Origin of the sequence: Janthinobacterium sp. HH102 (genome assembly GCF_001758625.2) — a bacterium.
In the GTDB taxonomy this organism is placed as follows: domain Bacteria; phylum Pseudomonadota; class Gammaproteobacteria; order Burkholderiales; family Burkholderiaceae_D; genus Janthinobacterium.
Genome location: NZ_CP062062.1, coordinates 6,013,134 through 6,035,010 on the forward strand (window position 1 = coordinate 6,013,134; position 21,877 = coordinate 6,035,010).

Genomic DNA, 21,877 nt, shown 5'->3' on the forward strand with positions numbered 1-21,877 from the left:
CAAGTACGATCGGAAGGGGAGTTTTTGAATTCACGGGTGCTATCATACCTTGTTAGCGGCGCCCATTCCCACGCGCCATGCCAGTGGCATGGGGCCGTGATTCGGCCTGCCGCGCCCCCGTTCCTCACCTATTTTGACGCCATGACAACAGCAGACAAGCAAGCCCCCGCCGGGGAACTGACCCATTTCGATGCCACGGGCCAAGCCCATATGGTCGACGTGGGCAGCAAGGAAGACACGCGCCGCAGCGCCGTGGCTGCCGGCACCATCCGCATGCAGCCGGCCACCCTGGCCTTGATCATTTCGGGCAACGCCAAGAAAGGCGACGTGCTGGGCATTGCCCGCATCGCCGCCATCATGGGCGCCAAGCGCACCAGCGACCTGATTCCCCTGTGCCACCCGCTGGCCCTCACGCGCGTCACCGTCGATTTCGACGTGGATGAAGCAGCCAACAGCGTGCATTGCCGCGCCCAGGTCGACACCACGGGCAAGACGGGCGTGGAAATGGAAGCGCTGACGTCCGTGCAGATCGGCTTGCTGACGATCTACGACATGTGCAAGGCCGTCGACCGGGGCATGGTCATGACCAACGTGCGCGTGCTGGAAAAACATGGCGGCAAGTCGGGCGATTGGCACGCGGAAGTGTAACTATGCCGCCTGGCGCGCCAGCCGGCCCCGGATGCGGCGCAAGTCGCACAGCAGCCAGACGGCGCAGACCAGGCACAACGCGATGATGGCCATGGACAGGGGCAAGTGGAATTGTTCCAGTCCTGCCAGCGCAAAGCCGGCATGGATCAGGCATGTCCCCACACCCAGCGCGGCGCAGACACAAGCATACAGGGGCGCTCGCGGGGTGGCCAGCAGCACGTGCCGGTAACCGGCCAGCACCACGGCAATCGCCGCCAGGTTAAACACGAGAAAACCCTGCACGCCGCCCGGCACATGAAACATCTCCCACTCTTTCCAGTAGGCAGCGTCGATTTGATGCAGGATCAGGAACAACATGGTCCAGAAGTAGCTGCGTGGCATAAGATTTACATTCGTCAATATTGACGCAATTGTAAAGCCTGCACCGCGCACCGGCACGTGCCCATGGTATTTTTCGATGCGAAAGTGAATTTCATTGATAGGAATGCTTTTTCATCAAGAAATCATGCATACTGCGAGTCGACCATATACAGATGAGCATCGCATGACAAGCAACACGCCCGCCGCGGAAAGCAAGCTCCAGGACTTCGAATTCGAGGCCATGAATCTGCAGGTGGGGGGACGCATCCAGTTCATCACGCACCGCACCATCAAACCGATCCAGCATTTCTCGACCGTGATCGGCTATGTGAAAGACGAGTACCTGATCGTCAAGATTCCCATGGAAAACGGCGCCTCCATCGTGCTCAACGAAGGCGACAAGCTGACCATCCGCGTGTTTTCCGGCATCACCGTCTGTTCGTTTGCGTGCAGCGTGCTGCGCCTCTTCGGCCGTCCGCTCAACTATGTGCACCTGAGCTTTCCCGACGCCATCCAGGGCACCAGCCTGCGCACGGCCATGCGCGTCAAGGTGGAGATTCCCGCGCAGCTGAGCTACCGCGACGTGGCGGCCGTGCCCGTGTTCATCGTCAACCTCAGCGTGTCGGGCGCGCTGATCGAGGCACCCAGCATGCTCACGCCCGATGAAGAAGGCGTCGCACTGAGCTTTACCCTGCTGGTGCAGCCGAACAAGCATCAGATGCGCGTCAACACGCGCGCCCGCATCCAGAACGTCAGCGTGGGCAAGCCGTCCAATGGCCACGCCGCCGGAGTGGCCGAAATCTATACGTATGGCGTGCAATTCATCGACCTGGAACCGACCCACTACACCCTGCTGCAAAACCTCACCTATGAAGCGCTGATCGCGGACCGGCAAAAAATCGTCTGACACGGGCGCGGCAGGTGTCGCTTACTGCGTCGCCACCACCTTGGGAATATTCGTGCGGGTAATCGCTTCCTTGGCTGCCGCATTCGTCACGGTGGTGCTGTTAAACCAGCTCAGGCTGCTGGTGCCGAGCTGCAACTCCATGTTCACCTTCTGACCGCCCAAGCCGCTGCCCAGGTCGCCCGCCAGGGTCAGCTCGATATTGCCCTTGTCGACCTTGGCGCCTGCCACTTCGCGCGTCGGGCTGAACACGGGGATGGCGCTGGGCACGGCCTCGGTGGGGGTGCTGCAGGCGGCCGCCTCGCCGCCATTTTCCTGCACGCACAGGGCCACGGCCGTCTTCAGGGGCGCGGCAGCGGCCAGCACGTTGCTGACCTTGGCCCGCATCGTATAGTCGCCGTACTGGGGAATGGCCACGGCCGCCAGGATGCTGGCGATGGCCACAACGATCATCAGTTCTATCAGGGTAAATCCGCTTTGCGCGCGCATCGCATCCTCCCGGAGTGCAGTTGGTCACGCCGTGCATGGTGCAAGCGCCATGCCAGCGGCGCCCCGGGGCGGCGTTGGCAGGCATGGAAAGAAAAGCGACGCATTTGGGCGGATTCGGACCAGCGCCGTCGCCCCAGGGCGGGAATCGGCCTGTCTTGCGGACAAAAAAAAGGAGCCGAAGCTCCTTTTTTATACTGCATGAATCAGGCTGAAATTACAGCATGGCTTTCAGCAGACGCGCCATTTCCGACGGGTTTTTGGTCACGGTGATGCCGCAAGCTTCCATGATTTCCAGCTTGGCTTGCGCCGTATCGGCACCGCCCGAGATCAGCGCGCCGGCGTGGCCCATGCGCTTGCCTGGAGGAGCCGTTACGCCAGCGATGAAGCCGACGACAGGTTTTTTCATGTTGTCTTTGATCCAATAAGCCGCGTTGGCTTCGTCCGGACCGCCGATTTCGCCGATCATGATGACCGCGTCGGTATCTGGATCATCATTGAACATCTTCATGATGTCGATGTGCTTCAGACCGTTGATCGGGTCGCCGCCGATGCCGACTGCCGACGATTGGCCCAGGCCCAGTGCGGTCAGCTGACCCACTGCTTCATAGGTCAGGGTGCCCGAACGGGAAACGACGCCGATACGGCCCTTCTTGTGGATGTGACCTGGCATGATGCCGATCTTGATTTCGTCTGGCGTGATCAGGCCTGGGCAGTTAGGGCCCAGCAGCAAGGTTTTGCTGTTGGCTTTAGCCATGCGGTCTTTCAGGGCCATCATGTCGCGGACAGGAATGCCTTCGGTGATGCAAATGGCCAGATCCATTTCAGCTTCGACAGCTTCCCAGATCGCCGCTGCCGCGCCTGCTGGCGGCACGTAGATCACGGAAACGTTGGCGCCGGTTTCTTTTTTCGCTTCGGTAACGTTAGCGAAAATAGGAATGCCTTCGAAATCTTCGCCGGCTTTCTTCGGGTTCACGCCTGCCACGAAGGCAGCTTTGCCGTTCGCGTAGTCGCGGCATCCGCGGGTGTGGAACTGGCCGGTCTTGCCGGTGATCCCTTGGGTAACGACTTTGGTATCTTTATTGATCAGAATGGACATGTTGATTCCTTAATTAAGCTTGACCGGCAGCAGCGGCAACGACGCTCTTGGCTGCATCTTCCATGGTGTCGGCTGCGATGATAGGCAGACCGGAATCGGCCAGCATCTTTTTGCCCAGGTCTTCGTTGGTGCCCTTCATGCGCACGACCAGCGGTACGTTCAGCGAGACAGCTTTCACTGCGGCGATGACGCCTTCAGCGATCACGTCGCAACGCATGATGCCGCCGAAAATGTTCACCAGGATGGCTTTCAGGCCTGGGTTTTTCAGCATGATCTTGAACGCTTCGGTCACTTTTTCTGCCGTGGCGCCGCCGCCGACGTCCAGGAAGTTGGCTGGCTCGCCGCCGAACAGTTTAATCGTGTCCATGGTGGCCATGGCCAGGCCGGCGCCGTTCACCAGGCAACCGATGTTGCCGTCGAGCGAAATGTAAGCCAGGTCGAATTTCGACGCTTCGATTTCCGCTGGATCTTCTTCGTCCAGGTCGCGCAGGGCGACGATTTCCGGATGACGGAACAGGGCGTTCGGGTCAAAGTTGAACTTGGCGTCCAGGGCGATGACCTTGCCGCTGCCGGTAACGATCAGCGGGTTGATCTCGGCCAGCGAGCAGTCGGTTTCCCAGTAGGCTTTGTACAGGCCTTGCAGGTTGGCGCGCGCGTCGGCGATGGAACCGGCAGGCACGCCGATTTTGGCGGCGATGTCGTCTGCCTGGGCATCGGTCAGGCCAACGCCCGGATCGATGGTGACGTGGTGGATCTTCTCAGGGTGGCTCTCGGCCACTTCTTCGATGTCCATGCCGCCTTCGGACGATGCCATCAGGACGATTTTCTGGGTAACGCGGTCGGTGACCAGCGAAACGTACAGTTCTTGCTTGATGTCGGCGCCTTCTTCCACCAGCAGGCGGTTGACTTTCTGGCCTTCGGCGCTGGTCTGGTGCGTGATCAGCTGCATGCCCATGATCTGGTCAGCGTATTCCTTGACCTGTTCCATCGATTTTGCCACTTTCACGCCGCCGCCCTTGCCGCGGCCACCTGCGTGGATCTGCGCCTTGACAACCCATACCGGGCCGCCCAGGGTTTCCGCAGCCTTGACGGCTTCTTCGACGGACATGCACGGAATACCGCGTGGTACCGTCACTCCGTGCTGCCGGAGGATTTCTTTGGCTTGATACTCATGGATTTTCATGCTGGCTTCCCTTCTGATACTGATGTGTAAAAATACGGTTAGTGGTGCAAAAAAACAGGAAATACAGCGCCGGGGTCACGCTTTGGCTACCCAGCGCGGGTAATACTGTGCAACCGCCCCGCCATCGGTGCGCAGGGCGTGGCATTTGTCGAGTTGAAACGGCTTTTCATGCGATAAGTCAGCATTCGCACCGTCACGGGTCGACCAGACATCGCCGGCAAATGCCTGAACCGTCGCAGTCGGCAAGACTTGCGCCAGTTCGGTCAAATGGGTACAGCCGGCGATTCCCGCCAGGCGCTGTTTCAAGTCGCGGCGGAAATTCTTCAATAAATTCAATCCGATCAGCGCCCTGTAAGCGGGGCCGATGGTATCGCAAAAACCGGGATAGGGCACGGCATCGGAGGCAGCTTCGGCCTCGACAATGGTCAGTGCGCGATCGACGGTAATGCGTAAATGGAGGTCATGCAGAGGGGCGCCGGCGGGACGGGGGCCGGAGGCCAGGGTCGCGTCATAGCTTTTGATATCGGTGATATGGGCGTCAATATCCCACAGGCCGTCGTCGCGCATATACGCTTGGACGTCGATAACGCGGGAGTGCCGTAGGGCGCGCCGGGATACGGGAGTTGACAGGGGCATAAGACCGATGCCGCTTGCGCGGCCATAATTAGTAAGCAGCCATGTGCCTAAAGCACTCTGTTCGCAGCTTCTACGAACAGCAACCGCACCTGCGGCGCCGCAAAAACCCTAAAAGTGTAGCACACAGGGCGCTAGTTGCGCCGCAACATAATTTTTTATTGCTTGTGCCGCCCGCCGCAAATCATTAACGAAAATCGCAAAATCAATGACGATCATTCGCAATTCAAATAACTTGGCAGCAGGCTTGCCGGCACCGGCAGGCTGGCCGGCACCGTACCTCAGTCAGTCACACCCAGTGCGCGTAAAACAGGCAAGATGCGCGCGGAAAAATACTGTGCCTGCGCCAACAATTCGGCCAGGTTTTCCTCTTCCATCAACAAGGGCTGCCCATCCTTCGTCATCAGCTGCTTCAGGCGCAGCAGCACGGGCCACGTCGTGCGCGCCCAGTCTTGCGGCGTTGGACAACCTTGCAGTTTCGCCCACAGGAAGAGCTGTTGTAAATGCGATACAACCACGCCGCCGCCCGTCAGGGGGCTGGCGAGGATATGCAAATCGGTTCTTGCCAGCGCCTGCTCCAGCAAGTGTGCATTCAGGCGCGCCGTCTGCGGCCGCGCCGCGGCGATGCCGGCCTCGTCCTGGACGGCAGCCACGCTGCCCTTGCTGGCCAGTACCAGCATGATCTGCAGCAAGGCCGCCAGACTGGCTTCGCTGCCAGCCAGTTGCTGCTCCAGTTCGCCTATCGTGTACACGCGATGGTCAGCCATGGCGTCCAGCACGGGCGCATAGACGCTCTCGTCCATATCGGCGTCGCCCAGCACGCCATGCACGCTCAACACCACTTCGTCGCGGGGCACGGCCAGCATCACGCGCACGGCCCGCAAGGCACTGGCCTGGGCGAACGGCGTCAGCCTGCGTGCGCCCTTGACCCAGTAATCCCTGCGGAATTGCTCGTTGACGAGGAAGGAGCGCGTCGTCTCGCGAAAAATAGGATCGGGTATCTCGGCCAGGAACTGCTGGTGCTCAGCCGTCAGGTTCAGCATGTCGACCAGAGCGGTATAGTTGGCGGACGCGGCGAACTCGAGCTTGGCCTCGCCCAGCATGGCCGCGACGCTGGAAAAGGCCATAGGCTGCCAATCGGCATTGAAATACTCATGGGCAAGATAATGTCCATCCATCGCCTTGAGTTTTTCGAAGCGGTCCGCCAGTTGCGGGTTGGCGTCCAGGTAGCGCGGTTGCGTGGCGATCATCCTGTCGACGAAATCGATGGCGCCAGCGACTCTGGCCAGCACGCCCTGGCCCGGGGCGCTCATGACGCGGCTATGTTCGGCCAGCAAGTCGCGCATCGGCATCATTGCGGCCCAGCCTGGCTGCGTGTTGTAGCTGATGAAGACGACACCGCCCACCTTCAGCTTGCGCCGCAGGAAGTCGACGATGAGCGCGCGATTTTCCGCCGAAACCCAGCTCCAGATCCCATGCAGGCAGATAAAGTCAAAATCGGGCAAGTCGTCGCGGCAACAAAACTGCGCGAACGATTCATCCGTGAACTGCGCGCCAGCGTCAGCCGCGTTGGCCAGCTCCTGCGCAAAGGCGGCCTGGGACGGATTGAAATCATTGCCATGCCAGCGCGTGGCGGACGCCGCCGCATGGATATTGGCGCTGACGCCCTGGCCAAAGCCCAGCTCGCAAGCCGTGCCGCTGGCAGGCAAGGCCAGGCCGGCGGCCAGCAAGGGCAGGCGCAGGCGCAGAGGGTTCAATTCTTCGTAATAGCCATAGGTATAGGCGATTTCGGCCACATAGCCGGCATTCCAGTTGCTCATCTTGCATCCTGTCACGATCAGTGGTGCTGCGCGTATCGCACAGCGTTCGAGCGCCAGCATACCCGATCGCGCGGCGTCACCATACTGGAATCAGACGATGTTTGAAAGCGCAGTTCTTGGCGGCACGGCGTGGCGGCCGGGCAGCCTTGGATGAGCTATTCCTCGTCGGGATCCAGCCCCTTCAAGGCCACCTGCACGGCCCGCTGCGAAAAGCCGCGCTGCATCAAAAAACGCATCTGCTTGTTGCGCTGCTCGGCATCCTGCGCCACCTGACCAAACTTGCGGCGCCACACCTCGCAGGCGCGCGCCACTTCCCCTTCGGCCAGGCCCGCCTTGAGTTCCTGCAACGCTTCTCCCCCGATGCCATGGCTTTGCAGCTCCGCCATGATGCGGCTGTTGCCGAAACGGGCCGAGCGGCGGTGGATCAGCGACTCGGAAAAGCGCTCCTGCGACAGCCAGTTGGCTTGCTCCAGGCTGTCGAGCAAGGCTTCCACGTCGTCGCCTTCCTGCGCATGGCGCTGCAGCTTGCGCCGCAATTCCATGCGGCTGTGTTCGCGCATCGACAAAAAGCGTAGCGCCCTGCCCTTCAGGCTTAGTTGTACTGCGGCCATACACCCACCTTGTCTTTCATTCCACGATCACATCACCCAAACACAATCGCCGCCCGGCGCAACAGCGCGGGACGGCGATCATGGTCACACCTTGCAGCAAGCCATGCGTAGGTCGGATTAGGCCCCTTGGGCCGTAATCCGACAACATTGTTGACGTCTGATCCGACAACATTGTTGATGTCTGTGGTGCTGTCGGATTACGCGCGGCTTTGCCGCGCTAATCCGACCTACTCTGCCTTGGTTTCCGCAGCCTTGGCAGCCTTGTCGGCGGCCTTATCCGCTTTTTCCGGCTTTTCAGCGGCCAGCGGCGGCAGTTCGCGCACGCCCAGCGAAGCGCGGACCTTGTTTTCGATTTCGCGGGCCAGCGCCGGACGCTCTTGCAGGAAGGCACGGGCGTTGTCCTTGCCCTGGCCGATGCGTTCGCCGTTGTAGCTGTACCACGAACCGGATTTTTCCACGATCTTGGCATCCGAACCCAGGTCCAGGATTTCGCCTTCGCGCGAGGTGCCGGCGCCGTACAGAATGTCGAAGTGCGCTTCCTTGAACGGCGGCGCGATCTTGTTCTTGACGACCTTGACCTTGGTTTCGTTGCCGATCACTTCATCGCCGGACTTGATCGAGCCGGTGCGGCGGATGTCCAGGCGCACGGAAGCGTAGAATTTCAGCGCATTGCCGCCCGTGGTCGTTTCCGGGCTGCCGAACATCACGCCGATCTTCATGCGGATCTGGTTGATGAAGATGACCAGGGTATTCGTGCGGTTGATGGAGCCGGTCAGCTTGCGCAGCGCTTGCGACATCAGGCGCGCCTGCAAACCTGGCAGGGAATCGCCCATGTCGCCTTCGATCTCGGCGCGTGGCGTCAGTGCGGCCACGGAGTCGATGACGACGAGGTCAACGCTGCCCGAACGCACGAGGGCGTCGCAGATTTCCAGTGCCTGCTCGCCCGTGTCCGGTTGCGAGATCAGCAATTCATGCAGGTTCACGCCCAGCTTTTGCGCGTAACCGACGTCGAGCGCGTGCTCGGCATCGATAAAGGCGCAAGTGCCGCCCAGTTTTTGCATTTCGGCGATGGTTTGCAGGGTCAGCGTGGTTTTACCCGACGATTCCGGACCGTAGATTTCCACCACGCGGCCGCGCGGCAAGCCGCCCACGCCCAGCGCGATATCGAGGCCGAGCGAACCGGTCGACACGACTTGCACTTCTTCGATCGGTGCGCTGGCATCCATGCGCATGACCGAACCTTTGCCAAACTGCTTCTCGATCTGCGCCAGTGCGGCGGCGAGCGCCTTGGCTTTTTCCGATGCGGGTACTACAGCTTTTTTATCGTCCATATGTTCTTTCAGCCGTTCTACAGTTGCGGATTCACGTGACGCATCTACGTGAACCGTGCAGCCTGCGATAGCGCCAGTGGGTTAAATTCTTTACACAGACAGTACTGTATAAAAAAACAGTGATCAATGCAAGCGGAACGTGGATTTGTTTTGAAACAGATCAATACAAGCCTGGTTTTTCACAAAAACTCGCCACCTTGCGGGAAATGAAACACAATACAAGCTTCTATGCCGCAAGCCGAGGAAGTCTCACCATGCGTATTTTACTTGCCGAAGATGACAGCGTACTGGCCGATGGCCTGACCCGTTCGCTGCGCCAGTCGGGCTATGCCATCGACTGCGTCAAAAATGGGCAGGAAGCCGATACGGCCCTGTCCACCCAGGAATTCGACTTGCTGATCCTCGACCTGGGCCTGCCGAAGATGTCGGGCCTGGAAGTGCTGCGCCGCCTGCGCGCGCGCGCCTCGCTGCTGCCCGTGCTGATCCTGACGGCCGCCGATTCCATCGAGCAACGCGTGAATGGCCTCGACCTCGGTGCCGATGATTATATGGCCAAGCCGTTCGCCCTGTCGGAACTGGAGGCAAGAGTGCGCGCCCTGACGCGCCGCGGCGCCGGCGGCGGCGCCACCATCATCAAGCACGGTCCCCTCAGCTACGACCAGGTGGGGCGCAGCGCCTACATCAACGACCAGATGCTCGACCTGTCGGCGCGCGAACTGGGCTTGCTGGAAATCCTGCTGGGCCGCACCGGCCGCCTCGTCTCGAAAGAGCAGCTGGTCGACCACCTGTGCGAATGGGGCGAGGAAGTGTCGAACAACGCCATCGAAGTGTATGTGCACCGCCTGCGCAAGAAGATCGAGGTGGGCGGCGTGCGCATCGCCACCGTGCGCGGCCTCGGCTATTGCCTGGAAAAATACTCGGAAGCGGCGCGCCTGAACGCCGAAGCGGGCGAGTCGGCAGCCCCGGCCAGCGGGTCCGCCAGCAAGTGAAGGCACGCGAGGCGCCAGCGGACGAGCCGGGCGACGACGACTGGTTCGAGCCGCCCACAACGGAGCAGGACGACACCATCGAGCATTCGCTGTTCGGCGAAATCCTCGACTGGATGCTGGCGCCCCTGCTGCTGCTGTGGCCGATGAGCATCGCCATCACCTATCTGGTGGCCAAGGGCATCGCCAATCAGCCGTTCGACCATGCGCTGGAAGACAGCGTCACCGTGCTGACGCAACAGGTCAAGCAGGCCGACGGCGCGCCGCTGCGCCGCGTGCCGGACAAGAACAGCAATAACAAGGGCCGCGACTTCCTGCGCGGCGACGACGTCGATACCCTGTATTACCTGGTGGTGGGTCCGCGCGGCGAATACCTCGACGGCGACCGCGACTTGCCGCCGCCGCAGGACCCCGACAAATACCGCAGCGGCATGGTGCTGTTTCGCAACGACACCATCCACGGTACGCCCGTGCGCGTGGCGTTCAGCTATCTCGATATTCCCGCCGGCAACGACGATGAACCGCACCGCGCGCTGGTGCAAGTGGCCGAGACGCTGGAAAAGCGCGCCCAGCTGGCCAATGAAATCATCAAGGGCGTGATTTTGCCGCAGTTCATCATCCTGCCCGTGATCCTGGCCCTGGTCTGGTTCGCCCTGGCGCGCGGGCTGTCGCCGCTGGCGCAATTGCAGGAACGCATACGCGCCCGGCCGCCCGACGATTTATCTCCCATCGAATCGGGCCAGGTGCCCGAGGAAATCACGCCGCTGGTTGGTTCGCTCAACGAGATGCTGGCGCGCCTGTCGCTGTCGATCGACATGCAGAAACGCTTCATCGCCGATGCGGCGCACCAGATGAAGACGCCGCTGGCCGGCATGCGCATGCAATCGGAGCTGGCCCTGCGCCAGACCGACCACGACGAGATTCACCGCTCGCTGCTGCAGCTGGCGAAAAGCTCGGAAGCGGCCACGCGCCTGGTCAACCAGCTGCTGGCCCTGGCACGCGCGGAAAACCAGCCGCAGGCGGGCACGGCGTTCGAGCCGATCGAACTGAGCGAACTGGCGCGCGGCGTGGTGCAGGACTGGGTGCAAGCCTCGTTTGCCCAGCATATCGACCTGGGCTTCGAACAGCCCGCCTATTCGATCATGATTTCCGGCAATGCCATGATGCTGCGCGAGCTGCTGAGCAATCTGATCGACAATGCCTTGCGCTACACGCCAGCTGGCGGCAGCGTCACGGTGCGCGTGCGCAGCACCCTGGAACTGGCCATCCTGGAAGTGGAAGATACGGGGCCCGGCATTGCGCCGGCAGAACGGGCCCACGTGTTCGAGCGCTTTTACCGCATTCTTGGCAGCAATGTCGACGGCAGCGGCCTGGGCCTGGCCATCGTGCGCGAGATTGCGCAGCAGCATGGCGCCGAAGTCGATATTTTTAACAATCCGCGCGCCACTTCGCCGAAGCTGCCAGGCACCCTGCTGCGCCTGAGCATCGCCCTGCTGTTGCCGGAAGCGCCAGAAGAGGATGACATCACGTATGGATAAACCCAGCCTTTCCGCAACGCCGCCGCAGCCGGCGCGCACGCCTGGCCCCGAACTGCAGGCGCGCCGCGATGTGCACTGGAGCAAGACGCGGCGCCTGACGGCCATCCTGCTGCTGGTCTGGCTGCTGACGGGCTTCCTGACCGTGTTCTATGCGCGCGAGCTGTTGCACCTGAACCTGTTCGGCTGGCCCCTGCCCTTCTACATGGCGGCCCAGGGCGCCTCGCTCGTCTACCTGGCCATCATCGCCTTGTATGCCTGGCGCATGCGGCGCCTGGACCGGGCTTTCCATGCCGAGGAGCAAGCATGAGCGGCCAGCGCAGCTTCTTTGCGCGCCTGTGCCGTTACTACCTGCTGTTTACCGCCGGTTTCGCCGCTTTCCTGCTGGCCCTGTCGGTGCTGGAACAGGAAGGCATGCCGCGCGCGTGGATCGGCTACCTGTTCATGCTCGTCACCATCACCCTGTACGCCACCATCGGCGTCATCAGCCGCACCTCGAACGTCACCGAATACTATGTGGCGGGGCGCCGGGTGCCGGCCATGTTCAACGGCATGGCCACGGCCGCCGACTGGATTTCGGCCGCCAGCTTCATCAGCCTGGCGGGCGGCCTGTACCTGAACGGCTTCGACGGCCTGGCCTTCATCATGGGCTGGACGGGCGGCTATTGCCTGGTGGCGCTATTGATCGCCCCCTACCTGCGCAAGTTCAGCCAGTACACGATTCCCGACTTCCTCGCCGCGCGCTACGGCAGCGGCACCGACAAACGGGGCGCCAGCGTGCGCGTGGTGGCCGTGGCCGCCACCATCATCGTGTCGTTCACGTATGTCGTGGCGCAGATCTACGCCGTCGGCCTGATCGCCTCGCGCTTCACGGGTGTGGATTTTTCTGTCGGCATCTTCCTGGGCCTGGCCAGCATCCTCGTCTGCTCCTTTCTGGGCGGCATGCGCGCCATCACCTGGACGCAGGTGGCGCAGTACATCATCATCCTCGTTGCCTTTCTGATTCCCGCCATGTGGCTGTCGGTCAAGCATGCGGACAATCCCGTGCCGCAGATCGCCTATGGCAAGGTGTTGCCGCAACTGAGCGCGCGCGAACACGTGCTGGAAACGGACCCGAAAGAAAACGAAGTGCGCGCCATCTTCCGCGAGCGCGCGCACAGCTACCAGGCGCGCATCGACGGCTTGCCCGGTTCCTGGGAGCAAGGCCGTCTGGCGGCCCAGCGCCAGCTCGACAGTTTGCGCCAGCGCAATACCTCGCTGTTCGACATCCGCAACGCGGAGCGCTACCTGATCGCCTATCCGAAGAGCCCCGACGAGGCACGCGTGCTGTGGCAGGCGATGCAGGCGCAAAACCAGAAACGCGCCGAGCCGATCATTCCGCACGCGCAGCCGTTTCCCGCCGCCGACCGGGAGCAATCCGATATCAAGCGCAACAATTTCCTGGCCCTCGTGTTTTGCATGATGCTGGGCACGGCCGCCCTGCCCCACATCCTCATGCGATCGTACACCACGCCGTCCGTGCACGAAACGCGCGTGTCCGTGTTCTGGACCCTGTTCTTCATCCTGTTGATCTATCTCACGATTCCCGCGCTGGCCGTGCTGGTCAAGTACGACATTTACTCGGCCCTGGTCGGCACGCAATACGCGAACCTGCCCACCTGGGTATCGTACTGGGCCAACGTGGACAAGCTCAGTCCCCTGATCAGCATCGTCGATGTCAACCGCGACGGCATCGTGCAACTGGCGGAAATTTCCATCGACGCCGACGTGCTGGTGCTGGCCACGCCCGAGATCGCCGGCCTGCCCTACGTGATTTCCGGCCTGGTGGCGGCCGGCGGCCTGGCCGCCGCCCTGTCGACGGCCGACGGTTTGCTGCTGGCCATCTCCAACGCCCTGTCGCACGACGTCTATTACAAGGTGGTCGATCCCAGCGCCTCGACGCAAAAGCGCGTGACGATTTCCAAACTGCTGCTGCTGGCCGTGGCCTTCATCGCCGCCTATGCGGCCTCGCAAAAGCCGGCCGACATTTTGTCGCTGGTGGGCGTGGCCTTTTCACTGGCCGCCTCGACCCTGTTCCCGCCGCTGGTGCTCGGTGTCTTCTGGCAACGCGCCAATTACCAAGGCGCGCTGGCCGGCATGCTGGCGGGCTTTGGCGTCTGCCTGTACTACATGCTGCATACGAGCACCATGCTGGGCGGCAATGCCAGCGGCCAATGGTTTCACATTGCGCCTATTTCTGCCGGCATCTTCGGCGTGCCGGCCGGCCTGGCCGCCGCCATCCTCGTCAGCTGGCTGACGCCGGCACCGGGACGGCGCAGCAGGGGACTGGTCGAGCATATCCGGGCGCCGGAATGAATAGGCAGGCCGGCCCGCCAGATCAATTCCCCTTGCGGCATAGGGAAAAGACAGCGTCCCGCTAAAAAAGGAGTAGGCTGGAGGGCCGCTTTATTTACGAGGAGATCCCATGCCGTCTGGAAAAATTCTTGTTGCCCAGGGAGGCGGCCCCACCGCCGTCATCAACCAGTCGCTGGTGGGCGTGGTGCTCGAATCGCGGCGTTTTCAGCACGTCACGCGCGTGTATGGCGCCCTGCATGGCGTGCGCGGCATCATCAATGAAGAGTTCGTCGATCTGACGCAGGAAACCAGCCACAACCTGGAACTGGTGGCCGCCACGCCGTCCTCGGCGCTCGGTTCCACGCGCGACAAGCCCGACATCGCCTACTGCCAGCAAATCTTCGAAGTGCTGCGCGCGCACGAAATCGAGCACTTCTTTTACATCGGCGGCAACGACTCGTCCGACACGGTGCGCATCGTCAGCGAGGAAGCGCACAAGGCCGGCTATCCGCTGCGCTGCATCCACATCCCGAAAACCATCGACAACGACCTGGTGGGCAGCGACCACACGCCCGGCTTTCCCTCGGCCGCGCGCTTCGTCGCGCAAGCGTTCGCCGGTGCCAACCTCGACAACGCGGCCTTGCCCGGCGTGTACGTGGGCGTGGTGATGGGCCGCCATGCGGGCTTTCTGACGGCTGCCTCGGCGCTGGGCAAGAAGTTCCCCGACGATGGCCCGCACCTGATCTACCTGCCCGAGCGCGTCTTCGTGCTGGAAAATTTCCTTGCCGACGTGAAGGCCACCTATGAAAAGTATGGCCGTTGCGTGATCGCCGTGTCGGAAGGCATCCACGATGCATCGGGCGAGCCGATCGCCAGCCTGCTGGCCAGGCAGGTGGGCAATGAGGTGGAACGCGATGCGCACGGCAATGTGCAATTGTCGGGCACGGGCGCGCTGGCCGACCTGCTGTGCGACGAAATCAAGGCCAAGCTCGGCATCAAGCGCGTGCGCGGCGATACCTTCGGCTATCTGCAACGCTCCTTCATCGGCTGCGTTTCCGACGTCGACCAGCGCGAAGCCCGCGAAGTGGGCGAGAAGGCCGTGCAGTTCGCCATGTGGGGCGACCGCGACGGCTCCGTCGCCATCAAGCGCACGGGCTTTTATTCCGTCGACTACGAACTGCTGCCGCTGACCGAGGTCGCGGGCAAGACGCGCACCATGGAAGACGAGTTCATCAGCGCCAGCGGCACGGACGTGACCGATGCTTTCCGCCTGTATCTGCGCCCGCTGCTGGGTTCGGGCATGCCCGATGCATTCCGCCTGCGGGCGGCCAAGGTGGCGAAGGTCCTGAAACCTTAAACACCTGACCAAACCTACTGCGCGTCGCGCGTCGCGGCCTGCGATGCTCACTGCCTCGGCGGCCCCGTGCCCAGCACAGCTGCGCGTCTCGGTCACGACTCACATCCGCTCGCTACGGTTTTGTTAGGTGTTGTGAACCGTTTCTGCCAGCAGCAGCGGCCGCAGTTTCACGGCCGCTTCCTTGAGCTGCGGTACGTGTTGCATCAGCTGCTCCACGGACTTTCGCGCCACGGGCGCGTGGCAGGCGACGGCCGCCACGATGCGCCCGTCCGCCGCGCAGATGGGCACGGCCACGGCCACCATGCCGTGCACGAATTCCTCGTCGTCGATGCCGATGCCCAGCCGCGCGATGCGCACGATCTCGCGCTCGAGCAGCACGGGATCGGTGATGCTTTTCGGCGTGCGCGCCTCCAGAGTCAGCATGGCCAGCAATTCGCGCCGCTCCAGCAAACTCATGTGCGCCAAGAACAGCTTGCCGCTGGCCGTGCAATGCATGGGCGCGCGCGTGCCCAGCACCAGGTGCAGGCGCAGCGGTTCCTGCGTTTCCACGCGGTCCACGTAGACGACGGCATTGCCCTCGGGAATGGCCAGATTGCACGTCTCGCCCGTGGCCGCCACCAGGCTGCCCAGGATGCTGCGGCTCACGCGGATCAGGGCATTGTTGCGCAAGGTCGCCAGCGCCAGGTTGGTCGATGCGGCACCCGGTACATAGCCGCGTCCCACGGGCGTGCGCAGCACATAGCCATGTTGTTCCAGGGTATCGAGCAGGCGCATCATGCTGGCCTTGGGCACCTGCATGCGCGCCGCCAGCTGCGACAGGGTCAGGGGCTGGCTGGCGCTGGCCAGGTGCTCGATCAGGCGCAGCACGCGCAAGCCGCGCGCCTCGTCGCCATGGCTGGCCGCCGCGCCGGCCCCAACCGCTCCACCCGCCGGGCTGTCTTCTTCGGCCTCGGCCTGCCGTTTTTGAAACGCATCATGCATGTTCTGTTTCACCTCTCGCGTATGCGGCGGTTTCCGCTTGTCCCGGTGCTGCACGTCTTTTATAAATGGAACCAGACGTTCCAAAAATAATCAATAAAGACCAGTGTATCGCAAAAAACGCCCGCCGAGGCAAGCTGATACCGCAACGCAGGAGACAAGCACCATGTTGCAAACACACTACGATTACATCGTCGTCGGCGCCGGTTCCGCCGGCTGCGTGCTGGCCAACCGCCTGTCGCACGACAGCAACCACCGGGTATTGCTGCTGGAAGCGGGCGGCAAGGACAACAATCCCTGGATACACGTGCCGGTCGGCTATTTCAAGACCATGCACGACCCGAAGCTGGACTGGTGCTACCGCACGGAAGCGGACGCCGGCATCGCCGGGCGCCAGTTGCAATGGCCACGCGGCAAGGTCCTGGGCGGCTCCAGCTCGCTCAACGGCTTGCTGTATGTGCGCGGACAGAAAGAGGACTACGACCGCTGGGCCGAACTGGGCAACGCAGGCTGGAGCTATGCCGAGGTGCTGCCCTATTTTAAAAAATCGGAAGACCAGGAACGCGGCGCCAGCGATTACCACGGCGTGGGCGGCCCGTTAAAGGTGTCGGACCTGCGGCTGCGCCGCCCCATCGCCGAGCACTTCATCGCCGGCGCCACGGAAAGCGGTATCCCCTTCAATGCCGATTACAACGGCGCCACGCAGGAAGGCGTCGGCTACTTCCAGCAGACGGCCAGCAAGGGCTTGCGCTGGAGCACGGCCAAAGCCTTTTTGCGGCCTGCCCGCAAGCGCGCCAATCTGCGCGTGGAAGTGCGCGCGCAAATCACGCGCGTGCTGTTCGAGGGCAAGCGCGCCGTCGGCATCGAGTTCCGGCAGGATGGCCAGCTGCGCCAGGCGCGCGCCAGCGGCGAAGTGATTTTATGCGCGGGCGCCATCGGCTCGCCGCAAATCCTGCAATGCTCGGGCGTGGGTCCGCGCGCGCTGCTCGAGCAAGTGGGCGTGCCGCTCGTGCACGACTTGCCCGGCGTGGGACAGAACCTGCAAGACCATCTGCAAATCCGCCTCGTCTTCAAGACGCGCCTGAAAACCCTGAACGATGAAGTCAACAGCCTGTGGGGCAAGCTGTGGGTGGGCATGCAATATGTGTTTTCCCGCTCCGGCCCCCTCACTCTGGCAGCCAGCCAGGTGACGGTATTTACCCGATCCTCGCCCGAAGTGGAGCGGCCCGACATTCAGTTCCACATGCAGCCGCTGAGCGCCGACAAGCCGGGCGAAGGCGCCCATCCGTTTTCCGCGTTTACGTCGTCCGTGTGCCAGCTGCGTCCGCACAGCCGCGGCCACGTGTCGATCAAGTCCGCCGATCCCCTCGCCTATCCGGGCATCTACCCGAACTACCTGTCCGACCCGCGCGACCAGCGGACGGCGATTGCCGCCCTGCGCGTGGCCCGAAAAATCGCCGCCGCGCCGTCGCTGGCGCCGCACATCATTTCAGAGTTCGTGCCCGGCCCGCAGTTCGAGACGGATGCGCAGCTGCTGGATGCGGCGCGCCGCTTCAGCCAGTCGATCTACCACCCGAGCGGCACCTGCAAGATGGGCCACGACGACATGGCCGTCGTCGACGACCGCCTGCGCGTGCACGGCATGCAGAACCTGCGCGTGGTCGATGCGTCGATCATGCCGGAAATCGTCTCGGGCAATACGAATGCGCCCACCATCATGATCGCCGAAAAAGCGGCCGACATGATACTGGCGGACGCCGTGCGGCTGCCGCAGGCGGCCTGACCCACCCATTCCATTCCCGGCAAGGAGGATGTCAGCGGCGGGCAGGCGGCCCCGCCTCCAATGACCCGGCAACAAGCCAGGCATCAAACACATAATCGATATCGATTGGAGACTAGATATGGACAACAATCCCAGCAATCCGAAAAAAGCCCAAGAGCTGCGGAAAGTCGTGATGGCCAGCGTGATCGGCGCCACCATCGAATGGTACGACTTCTTTTTATACGGCGTCGTCGCCGGCATCGTATTCAGCAAACTGTATTTCCCGGGCGGCGATCCGCTCGTCTCGACCATGCTGGCCTACGGCACCTTCGCCGTGGGCTTTCTGTCGCGTCCCATCGGCGGCGTGATCTTCGGCCACTTCGGCGACAAGATCGGCCGCAAGAGCATGCTGGTCATGACCCTGATGATCATGGGCATTTCCACTTTCCTGATCGGCGTGCTGCCGACCTACGACCACATCGGCTACTGGGCGCCGGGCCTGCTGCTATTCCTGCGCGTGCTGCAAGGTATCGGCCTCGGTGGCGAGTGGGGCGGCGCCGTGCTGATGGCATACGAATATGCGCCCCCAAAAGAGCGCGGCTTCTACGCCAGCCTGCCGCAGATCGGCCTGGCCATCGGCCTGTGCCTCGCGTCGGGCGTGGTGGCGATCCTGTCCTACAGCCTGACGGACGCGCAATTCCTGTCCTGGGGCTGGCGCGTGGCCTTCATCCTGTCGGCCGCCCTCGTCTTCATCGGCATGTGGATACGCCTGAACGTGATGGAAACGCCCGAGTTCCAGGCCGTCAAGGAAAAGAACGCGGAGACGCAGATTCCATTTTTCGACCTGCTGAAGCGCTATCCGGGCAATGTATTAAAAGGCATGGGCGCGCGCTATATCGACGGCGTGTTCTTCAATATCTTCGGCGTGTTTTCCATCACCTATCTGACCAACATCATCAAGATAGACCGCACGGAAGCGCTGATGGGCGTGATGGCGTCGGCCGTCGTGATGTGCTTTTGCATCCCCTTCTTCGGCCGCCTGTCGGACCGCATCGGCCGCAGCAAGGTGTTTTTCTGGGGCTCCTTGATCACGGGCGTGTCGGCCATTCCCGCCTTCTGGATCATGCTGCACCACGCCGGCAATCCGCTGCTGCTGTGGTGTTCCGTGATCATCCCGCTGGGCGTGCTGTATTCGGCCGTGTACGGCCCGGAAGCGGCCTTGTTCTGCGACCTGTTCGACGCCAAGGTGCGCTACACGGGCATCTCCTTCGTGTACCAGTTCTCCGGCATCTTCGCCAGCGGCCTGACGCCCATCATCGCCACCTACCTGCTCAAGACGGGCAATGGCGAGCCGTGGCACATCGTCGGCTACATCCTGTTCGCCTCCCTCGTCTCGGCCGTCAGCGTGGCCATGATCGGCAGGGGCGGCTCCCAGCCGGATGGCCGCATGAAGCCGGCGCACGCGCGGTAAGACATCCGGGCGTAAAAAAGGCAGGCCTCTTCCGAGCGCCTGCCTTTTCCATGCGTGCTGAAACTTAGATCACGATCGTCTGGTGCTCGTCGCCTACGCGGGCGCGGATGGTGCCGATGCGCGAGACGGTTTCGCCGGCCGCTTGCAATTGCGCAATGGCGGCGTCCGCGTTTTCCTGCGCGACGATGACGGTCATGCCGATGCCGCAGTTGAAGACGCGGTGCATCTCGGCGTCAGCCACGCCGCCGTGCTGTTGCAGCCACGTGAACAGCGGCGGCATGGTCCATGCCTTCGAGTCCAGTTCGGCCACCAGGCCGGGCTGCAGCACGCGCGGGATGTTTTCCACCAGGCCGCCGCCGGTGATGTGCACCATGCCCTTCACTTCCATGGCGTCCATCAGCGCCAGCAACGGCTTGACGTAGATGCGCGTCGGCTGCATCAGCACGTCGGCGAGTTTACGGCCGTGGAAGTCGCCTTCCAGGTCCGGCTTCGCCACTTCGATGATCTTGCGCACCAGCGAGTAACCGTTCGAGTGCACGCCCGACGAGGCCAGGCCCAGCACCACGTCGCCCGGGGCGATCTTGGTGCCGTCGATGATTTTCGATTTTTCCACGGCGCCGACGGCAAAACCTGCCAGGTCGTATTCGCCGGCCGGGTACATGCTCGGCATTTCCGCCGTTTCGCCGCCGATCAGCGCGCAACCCGCTTGTTCGCAACCCTGGGCGATGCCCTTGATGACGTCGGTGGCGATGGCCACGTCCAGCTTGCCGCAAGCAAAATAATCGAGGAAGAACAGCGGTTCGGCGCCTTGCACGAGGATGTCGTTGACGCTCATGGCGACGAGGTCGATGCCGACCGTGTCGTGGCGGTTCAGTTCGAACGCCAGGCGCAATTTCGTGCCCACGCCGTCGGTGCCCGAGACCAGCACCGGTTCCTTGTACTTCTTGCTGATTTCAAACATGGCGCCAAAACCGCCCAGGCCGCCCATCACGCCTTCGCGCAGGGTGCGCTTGGCAAACGGCTTGATTGCTTCGACTAAAGCGTCGCCTGCGTCGATATCGACGCCAGCGTCACGGTAGGAAAGGGAAACATTAGAAGTCTGGTTCATGGTGTGGTGGCAGCGGAGGCGGTAAAATAGAAGGCGGATACCCGCCGACACGCGCGCGCAAGCATGTTTTTCAACATCGTGCGGCAGGGCGCCAGCGGGTGAATTCGGTCGATCAAGACGCTATTTTATCAAACTGCCCCGCCATTTCGTAATTAACTGCCTTTTTTTAACGCAACAGCACAAACTCCATGCCATTCGCCATCACCGCCGAACAGAAGCAAACAGCATTTTGGATCGCGGTCTGGCTGGCATTCTTGCTGCTGCTCGTCAGCCTGGGCCCCATCCTGACGCCCTTCCTGGCCGCCGCCATCCTCGCCTACGTGCTCAATCCCGGCGTGGACCGCTTGCAGCGCCTGCATTACCGGCGCTTTTACGTGCCCCGTCCGCTGGCCGTGCTGGTCGTCGTAGTGTTGTTTTTCCTCGCCATCACGGCGCTCGTGCTGATCGTCGTGCCTGTGCTGCAAAAGGAAATCCCGCTGCTGCAGGCGCAGATTCCGCAATTCCTCAGCAAGGCGAACGAGTTCCTGGCGCCGAAACTGCGCGACCTGGGCATCCGCGTGCGCCTGGACGGCACGGGCATCAAGCGCATGCTGAGCCAGCAGATGGCCACCAGCGGCGATGAAATCTGGAGCACCGTGCTGGCCTCGGCCCGCATCGGCGGCACGGCCGTGCTGGGCTGGCTGGCCACCGTCGTGCTCATTCCCGTGGTGCTGTTCTATCTGTTGCTGGACTGGCATCCGATGCTGGCGCGCATCGCCGGCGCCGTGCCGCGCCGCTGGGTCGGCCGCACGGTGGGCATGGCGCAGGAAGTCGATACCCTGCTGGCGCAATACCTGCGCGGCCAGTTGCTCGTCATGCTGGTGCTGGCCACGTATTACTCGGTGGCGCTGGCCATCGCCGGTTTTGAAGTCGCATTGCCTGTGGGCATCATCACGGGCTTGCTGGTGTTCATCCCCTACCTGGGCTTCGGCCTGGGCCTGATGCTGGCGCTGATCGCCGCCCTGCTGCAGTTTGCCGACTGGAGCGGCGTCATCGCCGTGGCTGTCATCTATGGCTGCGGCCAGGTCATCGAAGGCTTTTTCCTCACGCCGCGCCTGGTGGGCGAGCGCATCGGCCTGAACCCGCTGGCCGTGATCTTCGCTCTATTGGCTTTCGGACAATTGTTCGGTTTCGTCGGCGTTTTGCTCGCTTTACCCGCTTCTGCCGTCCTGATGGTCGCTTTTAAGCATCTAAGACGCCACTACCTGTCCAGCACCTTCTATAATGCGTGA

At 62.3% G+C, this 21,877-nt stretch carries 20 protein-coding genes; 10 read left to right on the top strand and 10 right to left on the bottom strand.

Annotated features, from left to right (window positions below; genetic code table 11):
- Positions 1-141: 141 nt before the first annotated feature.
- Positions 142-648 (top strand): cyclic pyranopterin monophosphate synthase MoaC, encoded by a 507-nt coding sequence (moaC, locus tag JAB4_RS27385; protein WP_070220374.1) that lies wholly within the window; start codon positions 142-144, stop codon positions 646-648.
- On the opposite strand, the gene JAB4_RS27390 is transcribed toward moaC, so the two are convergent.
- Positions 649-1,029 carry a DUF6713 family protein gene (locus tag JAB4_RS27390; RefSeq protein WP_070220376.1) on the bottom strand — a complete coding sequence of 127 codons (381 nt, stop codon included), beginning with the start codon at positions 1,027-1,029 and terminating at the stop codon, positions 649-651.
- Between the two features lie 163 nt (positions 1,030-1,192).
- Between JAB4_RS27390 and JAB4_RS27395 the strand changes: the two genes are divergently transcribed.
- Positions 1,193-1,915 carry a flagellar brake protein gene (locus JAB4_RS27395; RefSeq protein ID WP_070220379.1) on the top strand — a complete coding sequence of 241 codons (723 nt, stop codon included), beginning with the start codon at positions 1,193-1,195 and terminating at the stop codon, positions 1,913-1,915.
- Between the two features lie 21 nt (positions 1,916-1,936).
- Here JAB4_RS27395 and JAB4_RS27400 read toward each other — a convergent pair whose 3' ends face one another.
- The 7 genes from JAB4_RS27400 to recA all read right to left on the bottom strand — a co-directional run bounded on the left by JAB4_RS27400 (position 1,937) and on the right by recA (position 9,075).
- On the bottom strand, positions 1,937-2,401 hold the full coding sequence (locus tag JAB4_RS27400) for a prepilin-type N-terminal cleavage/methylation domain-containing protein (protein WP_070220381.1): 465 nt from the start codon (positions 2,399-2,401) through the stop codon (positions 1,937-1,939).
- A 214-nt stretch (positions 2,402-2,615) separates the two neighbouring features.
- Positions 2,616-3,497 (bottom strand): succinate--CoA ligase subunit alpha, encoded by an 882-nt coding sequence (gene sucD / locus JAB4_RS27405; protein WP_034746085.1) that lies wholly within the window; start codon positions 3,495-3,497, stop codon positions 2,616-2,618.
- Between the two features lie 13 nt (positions 3,498-3,510).
- Positions 3,511-4,680 (bottom strand): ADP-forming succinate--CoA ligase subunit beta, encoded by a 1,170-nt coding sequence (gene sucC / locus JAB4_RS27410; RefSeq protein WP_070220383.1) that lies wholly within the window; start codon positions 4,678-4,680, stop codon positions 3,511-3,513.
- 75 nt (positions 4,681-4,755) lie between these two features.
- Positions 4,756-5,316 carry a DUF2889 domain-containing protein gene (locus JAB4_RS27415; RefSeq protein ID WP_070220385.1) on the bottom strand — a complete coding sequence of 187 codons (561 nt, stop codon included), beginning with the start codon at positions 5,314-5,316 and terminating at the stop codon, positions 4,756-4,758.
- 278 nt (positions 5,317-5,594) lie between these two features.
- Positions 5,595-7,133: a class I SAM-dependent methyltransferase gene (locus JAB4_RS27420; protein ID WP_070220387.1), complete on the bottom strand. Its 1,539-nt coding sequence runs from the start codon at positions 7,131-7,133 to the stop codon at positions 5,595-5,597.
- A gap of 155 nt (positions 7,134-7,288) precedes the next feature.
- Positions 7,289-7,744 carry a recombination regulator RecX gene (gene recX / locus JAB4_RS27425; RefSeq protein WP_034788658.1) on the bottom strand — a complete coding sequence of 152 codons (456 nt, stop codon included), beginning with the start codon at positions 7,742-7,744 and terminating at the stop codon, positions 7,289-7,291.
- 227 nt (positions 7,745-7,971) lie between these two features.
- Positions 7,972-9,075 carry a recombinase RecA gene (gene recA, locus JAB4_RS27430; RefSeq protein ID WP_070220389.1) on the bottom strand — a complete coding sequence of 368 codons (1,104 nt, stop codon included), beginning with the start codon at positions 9,073-9,075 and terminating at the stop codon, positions 7,972-7,974.
- 254 nt (positions 9,076-9,329) lie between these two features.
- Between recA and JAB4_RS27435 the strand changes: the two genes are divergently transcribed.
- From JAB4_RS27435 to JAB4_RS27455, 5 genes are all read left to right on the top strand, one after another.
- Positions 9,330-10,064 carry a response regulator transcription factor gene (locus tag JAB4_RS27435; RefSeq protein WP_070220391.1) on the top strand — a complete coding sequence of 245 codons (735 nt, stop codon included), beginning with the start codon at positions 9,330-9,332 and terminating at the stop codon, positions 10,062-10,064.
- The gene (locus JAB4_RS27440) at positions 10,061-11,599 is read left to right on the top strand and encodes a sensor histidine kinase (RefSeq protein WP_070220393.1); all 1,539 of its coding nucleotides are present in this window, start codon (positions 10,061-10,063) and stop codon (positions 11,597-11,599) included. Before JAB4_RS27435 ends, JAB4_RS27440 begins: the two co-directional genes overlap by 4 nt.
- Positions 11,592-11,906 (top strand): DUF4212 domain-containing protein, encoded by a 315-nt coding sequence (locus JAB4_RS27445; protein ID WP_083287014.1) that lies wholly within the window; start codon positions 11,592-11,594, stop codon positions 11,904-11,906. Before JAB4_RS27440 ends, JAB4_RS27445 begins: the two co-directional genes overlap by 8 nt.
- Complete coding sequence (locus tag JAB4_RS27450) at positions 11,903-13,951, top strand: sodium:solute symporter family protein (RefSeq protein WP_070220395.1); 2,049 nt, start codon at positions 11,903-11,905, stop codon at positions 13,949-13,951. Before JAB4_RS27445 ends, JAB4_RS27450 begins: the two co-directional genes overlap by 4 nt.
- 109 nt (positions 13,952-14,060) lie before the next feature.
- Positions 14,061-15,287 (top strand): 6-phosphofructokinase, encoded by a 1,227-nt coding sequence (locus JAB4_RS27455; protein ID WP_070220397.1) that lies wholly within the window; start codon positions 14,061-14,063, stop codon positions 15,285-15,287.
- A gap of 123 nt (positions 15,288-15,410) precedes the next feature.
- On the opposite strand, the gene JAB4_RS27460 is transcribed toward JAB4_RS27455, so the two are convergent.
- Positions 15,411-16,268: an IclR family transcriptional regulator gene (locus JAB4_RS27460; RefSeq protein WP_083287015.1), complete on the bottom strand. Its 858-nt coding sequence runs from the start codon at positions 16,266-16,268 to the stop codon at positions 15,411-15,413.
- Positions 16,269-16,431: 163 nt separating this feature from the next.
- On the opposite strand from JAB4_RS27460, the gene JAB4_RS27465 reads away from it, so the two are divergent.
- Both JAB4_RS27465 and JAB4_RS27470 read left to right on the top strand, forming a co-directional pair.
- Complete coding sequence (locus tag JAB4_RS27465; RefSeq protein ID WP_070220399.1) at positions 16,432-18,048, top strand: choline dehydrogenase; 1,617 nt, start codon at positions 16,432-16,434, stop codon at positions 18,046-18,048.
- A gap of 118 nt (positions 18,049-18,166) precedes the next feature.
- Entirely contained in the window at positions 18,167-19,498 is a 1,332-nt protein-coding gene (locus JAB4_RS27470; protein ID WP_070220401.1) for an MFS transporter, read from the top strand.
- A gap of 64 nt (positions 19,499-19,562) precedes the next feature.
- Here the strand turns inward: JAB4_RS27470 and purM are convergent, their stop codons facing one another.
- Positions 19,563-20,606 carry a phosphoribosylformylglycinamidine cyclo-ligase gene (purM, locus tag JAB4_RS27475; RefSeq protein ID WP_070220403.1) on the bottom strand — a complete coding sequence of 348 codons (1,044 nt, stop codon included), beginning with the start codon at positions 20,604-20,606 and terminating at the stop codon, positions 19,563-19,565.
- Between the two features lie 188 nt (positions 20,607-20,794).
- Between purM and JAB4_RS27480 the strand changes: the two genes are divergently transcribed.
- Positions 20,795-21,877 carry an AI-2E family transporter gene (locus JAB4_RS27480; protein ID WP_070220405.1) on the top strand — a complete coding sequence of 361 codons (1,083 nt, stop codon included), beginning with the start codon at positions 20,795-20,797 and terminating at the stop codon, positions 21,875-21,877.